The following is a 5,506-nucleotide window of genomic DNA, read 5'->3' as shown; positions in this document are numbered from 1 at the left end:
GGATTCCGGAGCAAGGAGAGATTCAAACGGGCAATCTTGTTCCATTATGGCGGGCTGCCTATGGCACCCAACCCACACGGATAAGTGAAGAGCCATAAATTTTCAGGTCAATGCCCTTGAGTACCGGTACGGCCAACTCCCCCTCCCCGAAAGAACGGGTAATGCCGCGCAACTCGATCAGAGGCCGGCTTGCGGTCATCGCAGCATACCCCGGAAGTTGCTGGTGTTACTGGAACCGGAACGTGGATCCCGGGAAACCAGCACGACCTTTTCGCCTTCCTTTACGCCGGAAACCACTTCCGTATGTACCCGGTTACTGACGCCGGCCACAATGTCCCGCCATTCAACCTGGCCTGCCTGGGTCAGCACCTGCACCCGGCCCCGTTGAACCGAGGACACTGGCACCCGCAGCACATCCAGGGCTTCGCTCTGAATAAAGAACACCTGGGCCGTCATGTTCGGTAGCAGTTTGCCGTCATCGTTATTGGCATCGAACAGGGCGTTGTACAATACAACATTGTTGGTCACTTCCGGTGTCGGCTCTATGTACAGCAACTCGCCGTACACCTTCCGTTCCGCATCACCCAGCGTGGTGAAGTAAACCCGCATGCCCGGCTCCAGCTTTCCCACATCAGCTTCCGATACCTGTGCCCGCACCCGCATGGTGGCCAGATCGGCGATACGCATCAGAACCGGGGCTTGCTGGGTTGCGTTCAAAGTCTGGCCCTGGCGGGCTTCAATGGACACTACCGTGCCGTCCATGGGTGCGTAGATTCGCGCGTACCCGAGATTAGCCTCTTCCGCGCGCAAGGTGGATGAGGTTTGTTCGATCTGCGCTTCCAGCATCGCCAGTTGCGCTTTGGCGGAGGCCAGTGACGCCTCGGCAGTCTGCAGCGATTCCCGCGTAGTAGCTTCTTCTTGGAACAGGTTGGTCTGGCGCTGGAACTGGATTTCCGCCAGCCGCAACTGGGCCTTTCGGTCATCCAGTTGCGCCCGTTGATTCTTGAGCTGGGCCCGGGTGGCGTCGACCTTGGCTACGTATACAGTCGGATCAATCTCCGCCAGCAAGTCACCCTGGGAAACCGTTTGCCCAACCCTTACATGGATGGTTTCGAGCTGGCCTGATACCTGGGCACCAACGTCCACGTAGTTGCTGGGCTCCAGCACGCCGGTAGCGCTGACCAACTGCTGGATGTCGCCGCGGGAGACTTCGATGGTGTTCAGTGGCGGCTGTTTGTTTCCGCCGTTCTGGAAATACCACCAGCCTCCGGCTGCAAGAATCACCAGACCTGTGAAAACACCAAACCAGGTTGGCCAACGCCGGCGGTTGCGGGGAGCAAGTGCCATTCAGAAGTTCTCCATACGCTCTGATCAGCGGCAACCATAGAGAACGCCAGCGAGAAAAAAAAGAGTTTGCTCAGGGTTTTGCCAAACCTTTACATAGCCCCAGTTCAGCTACCAACTGCGGTAACCGCAACCGTTTGCCAGCGGAAATTCGCGGCCCATTCATAAGCCTGTTGGTAAGGCATCGGCCTCGCATAATAGAACCCCTGCCCAAGATCGCACCCGAGTTCAATCAGACGTATGTGAGTCTCAGCATTTTCAATGCCCTCAGCCACCACCCGTCGGCCGAAGCTGCGGGCCAGGCCAAGTATTGCGGTGACCACCATTTCACCCTCCGAATCGTCCAGCATGTCATTAACAAAAGAACGATCAATCTTGATCTCCTGGGCAGGAAGCTTGCGGAAGTAGTCCAGAGAGGAATAGCCGGTGCCAAAATCGTCCAACGACACCTCCACCCCCAAGTCTCGACATCGCCAAAGCGTTTCTATCACCAGACTGGCATCGTCCATGGCGGTGGTTTCAAGCAGCTCCAAAATCAGGCGGTGGCGGAGCCCGCGAGGCAAACGCTCCACTGCCTGGGCCAGGTCTTCCGGGAAGGTTTTGCCCAGAAAGTGGGACGGGCTGAGGTTCACGCTCAGGGAATAGGCCAAACCCTGACTATTGAACAGCAACAGTTTTTCGATGGCTTCGTTGATCACCAGGTTGCCAACGGTGCGAGCGTATTCGGTGTATTCAAGATGTTCCAGAAAGTGCCCCGGGCCCAGCAAGCCATCGTCGGGATGATTCCAGCGAATAAGGGCCTCAAAGCCTTCAACGGTCTGGCGCTTGTAATCAATCTTGGGCTGGTAATACAGCTCCAATTCAGCACGACTGATGGCCCGGCCAATCTGCTCCAGAACCCTTACTCGCTCTTTCCGGGTAAAATGGGACTGCAGGTCAAAGATTTTATAGGCGTTCTTGCCGGATTCCTTGGCTGCATACATCGCCTGGTCCGCGTGGCGAAGCAGTAAATCGGTATCTGCGTCGTCATCCGGATACACTGTCACGCCCATGCTGCCAGACAGGTGTAAAACAAAGTGCCGGTAACTGATGGGCTGGCGGATGGCTTCCAGAATGCGGGAATACACACGCTCATCGTCTACATCCCGAAGTATCGCCACAAATTCATCACCGCCAAGGCGGGCGATCACATCGTGGCCCCGCACGGTATTCTTCAGCCGCTCCGCGATCGACCTAAGAACTGCATCACCAACGGAGTGTCCATGCTCATCATTGATCTCCTTGAAACCATCGAGGTCAATAAAACAAACCGCCACGGTGCCGTTGCGCTGCTTGGCTTCAAACAGCTCCTGTTCAAACAATTCCGTTAACCGTCGCCGGTTGGGCAGCCCGGTCAGGGCATCAAAATTAGCGGCCTGTTCCAGGCTGAGTTGATGCTCACGTTTTTCCTGGTAAAGACGCTTCCGTTCAATCAGGGTGCCAACGGTCTGCAGCAGCGGAGCAAGGTCGTCGGCAAGGCTTTCTTTATAGCCGCCCACCCGGTTGGCCAGGCCAACCAATCCGATCAGATTCCCGCCACTGTATACCGGCAACCCGATATAACTGGAGATCGGAGGATGGCCAGGTGGCAGGCCACCGCGGCGTACATCGTTTGCATAGTTGTTGGTAAGCACCACAGCGCCGGATACCAACCCTGCCCCCAGGAGGTTATCCAGCCTCTCAAAGAGCATTCCCCTGCGTTCTACCTGCTGGAACAGGGCCTGGGTTTCAGGGCTCCAGGCGATGTTGGTGATGGCGCCTACCTTGAGGTACGGCGTGCCATCGTTGTGATACAACACCTCACCAATAAATCCGAACTGGCTACCCGTAAGGGCCAGCAAATCGGCCAGCATTAACTCGAATGCCGCCCGCTCGTTGTCATTGGTCAGAAAGACATTCTGGGCCCGCTGGATGGCCCGGCTGAGATGCGACACCGCGACGTCCCCCGCGTCTCCTCCAGTGAGATAGGCACATTCCAGCTCGTCTTCGATGAGACTCGCCAAAGTACGAAGTACATCCAGGTCTACTTCCTGAATCTGACGGGGCTTGTCATCAATAATGCACAACGAACCAAGCTTGAAACCACTGGGCTCCCGGACAGGAATGCCAGCGTAAAAACGGATGTGTGGATCACCGGTGACCAGTGGATTCGATTTGAAGCGGGGGTCCTGGGTGGCATCTTCAACAATAAACGCTTTGTCCTGGCGGATAGCGTGATCGCAGAATGCCACCGAGCGCGGTGTTTCACGAGCATCAATGCCGTCCTTGGATTTAAACCACTGGCGCTTATCATCCAGAACGGTGAACAAGGCCGTTTTGACTCCATAAAACTGGCGGGCGATTCGAACCAGCCTGTCAAACCGCTCCTCTGGTGGCGTATCCAGAATCCCTAACTTCTCAAGCGCAGTGAGGCGCCTTTTCTCCATAGGGTCCAGGGGCATACAGGTTTCGCTCCGCGTAAGGAAACAAGAGACCAAGCCTTTTCGGCATTTGAGTTGTTAGAAGGGCCTTCGACCAATCCTTCTATCCACTGCCCTTACAACAAGAAGTGTAGATCAAGGCTGCCGCGAGAGTTATTGATTTTAGTAACCGGGCATTGCAGCTTGACGCGCCATGGAGGACCGTTTCAACAGGACAATTTGCCGCCCTTGGGTAAATGCCTATAAGAAATAGCTTTCTATTCGGACCGGGCAGGAGTACAGTGGCTCTCGTTGGAAAGATTTAGCACAGCACTCATCAATAAGACGCATCTCTGTTGTAAGTTGTAACAAGTAGCTTTCGTCCTGTTTTTGATCACGCCAGTTTTTTGTTTCCCGCACTCCGCTGACCAAGCCTCACAATGATGCCTGGCGGCAATTAAAATGATTGAATTCAGGATTTATAACTATGTCTACTGTTACCGGTACTGTTAAGTTTTTCAACGAATCAAAAGGTTTTGGCTTTATCACTCGTGAAGGCGGCCCGGACGTTTTCGTTCACTACAGCTCCATTCAGGGCGGCGGCTTCAAGACTCTGGCAGAAGGCCAGCAGGTTGAATTTACCGTTTCTCAGGGCCAGAAAGGTCCTCAGGCGGATAACGTAGTAGGTCTGTAATTTTACAGCCCTGATACGATATAAAAAGGCAGCTTCGGCTGCCTTTTTTCGTTTCTGTTCACTGACGTGCTTTCTGCCCCAGCTTTTTATCCATCAGCCTGAACAACGGCTGGGTGTAACGTGTAACCGGACCAGGTAACGCCGCAAGCGCAATGCTGCCGGCAGTCCCCATCAGGCTACCAACCCTGGCTGGCCCCTCATCCACCGCTTTGACGATCCACCCCGCGGCCTTATCCGGAGTCATCATCGGCATGTGCTTGTAAATGCTGGTTTGCGACGACATGGGCGTGCGCACCATCGGGTAGTACACCACGGTAACGTCTATCCCCTGATCACCCATTTCCGCCAACAAAGAGCGTGAGAAAGACTCCAACGCAGTCTTGCTGGCCAGGTAAGCGGAGAACAAGGGAATCGGAACCTGGGAGGACAAGGTGGAGATGTTCACCACCTGCCCCCGGCCCTGGGCCAACATCCTTGGAAGCAGCTTCAGCGTTAAGCCGACCGCAGCAACGTAGTTGATATTCATCGTGCGCTGGTAATCGTGCAGCCGGTCCAGAGCCTGAGAGATGGGGCGGCGGATGGAACGGGCGGCATTATTGACCAACACATCTACCCTATCGTGCTCGGCCAGTATCCGGTCTGCAACCGACTGCAAGCCGGCTTCATCCGTCAAGTCCGCCGGGTAGACCCAGGCTTTACCGCCCTCGTCGATAATCGCCTGCTGCACTCTCTTTAATTCATCCTCCCGACGAGCCACAAGGCAAAGACGTGCCCCTTTTCGGGCCAATTGATAGGCAGCCTGTTCACCAATACCGCTGGACGAGCCCGTCAGAACAATGGTCTTGCCGCTCACACTCATGAATACACCCCGGTTTCTTGTCTTGTTTTTATAACGCCACCTTGATACACCTTGGCGCACTGCCGCGCCGAAAGGCCTCAAGTATAACAACGTGATAAACGCCATGGGCATAGACTACAGCAAACTTGGCTCACCGGAGACCCGGTCTTTCTGGCTTAATCAATTTGGCCC

The 5,506-nt window shown here is 55.1% G+C and carries 5 protein-coding genes; 1 reads left to right on the top strand and 4 read right to left on the bottom strand.

The window, feature by feature from the left end; genetic code table 11:
* Positions 1 to 58: 58 nt before the first annotated feature.
* The 3 genes from J122_RS22480 to J122_RS10270 form a co-directional block, all read right to left on the bottom strand.
* Positions 59 to 199 carry a hypothetical protein gene (locus tag J122_RS22480; RefSeq protein ID WP_156471745.1) on the bottom strand — a complete coding sequence of 47 codons (141 nt, stop codon included), beginning with the start codon at positions 197 to 199 and terminating at the stop codon, positions 59 to 61.
* Complete coding sequence (locus J122_RS10275; protein ID WP_061332224.1) at positions 196 to 1,347, bottom strand: efflux RND transporter periplasmic adaptor subunit; 1,152 nt, start codon at positions 1,345 to 1,347, stop codon at positions 196 to 198. The genes J122_RS22480 and J122_RS10275 overlap by 4 nt, the downstream gene beginning before the upstream one ends.
* A 104-nt stretch (positions 1,348 to 1,451) precedes the next feature.
* On the bottom strand, positions 1,452 to 3,824 hold the full coding sequence (locus tag J122_RS10270) for an EAL domain-containing protein (RefSeq protein ID WP_061332223.1): 2,373 nt from the start codon (positions 3,822 to 3,824) through the stop codon (positions 1,452 to 1,454).
* A 445-nt stretch (positions 3,825 to 4,269) separates the two neighbouring features.
* On the opposite strand from J122_RS10270, the gene J122_RS10265 reads away from it, so the two are divergent.
* Positions 4,270 to 4,476, top strand: coding sequence for a cold-shock protein (locus tag J122_RS10265; RefSeq protein ID WP_058091071.1), 207 nt, complete (start codon positions 4,270 to 4,272; stop codon positions 4,474 to 4,476).
* Positions 4,477 to 4,534: 58 nt separating this feature from the next.
* Here J122_RS10265 and J122_RS10260 read toward each other — a convergent pair whose 3' ends face one another.
* Positions 4,535 to 5,335 (bottom strand): SDR family NAD(P)-dependent oxidoreductase, encoded by an 801-nt coding sequence (locus J122_RS10260; protein WP_061332222.1) that lies wholly within the window; start codon positions 5,333 to 5,335, stop codon positions 4,535 to 4,537.
* Positions 5,336 to 5,506: the final 171 nt, after the last annotated feature.

It is taken from the genome of Marinobacter excellens LAMA 842 (assembly GCF_001574445.1).
Lineage (GTDB): Bacteria > Pseudomonadota > Gammaproteobacteria > Pseudomonadales > Oleiphilaceae > Marinobacter > Marinobacter shengliensis.
Note: the sequence above shows the minus strand (reverse complement) of the source record. Positions and strands in the feature narration are given on the sequence as shown.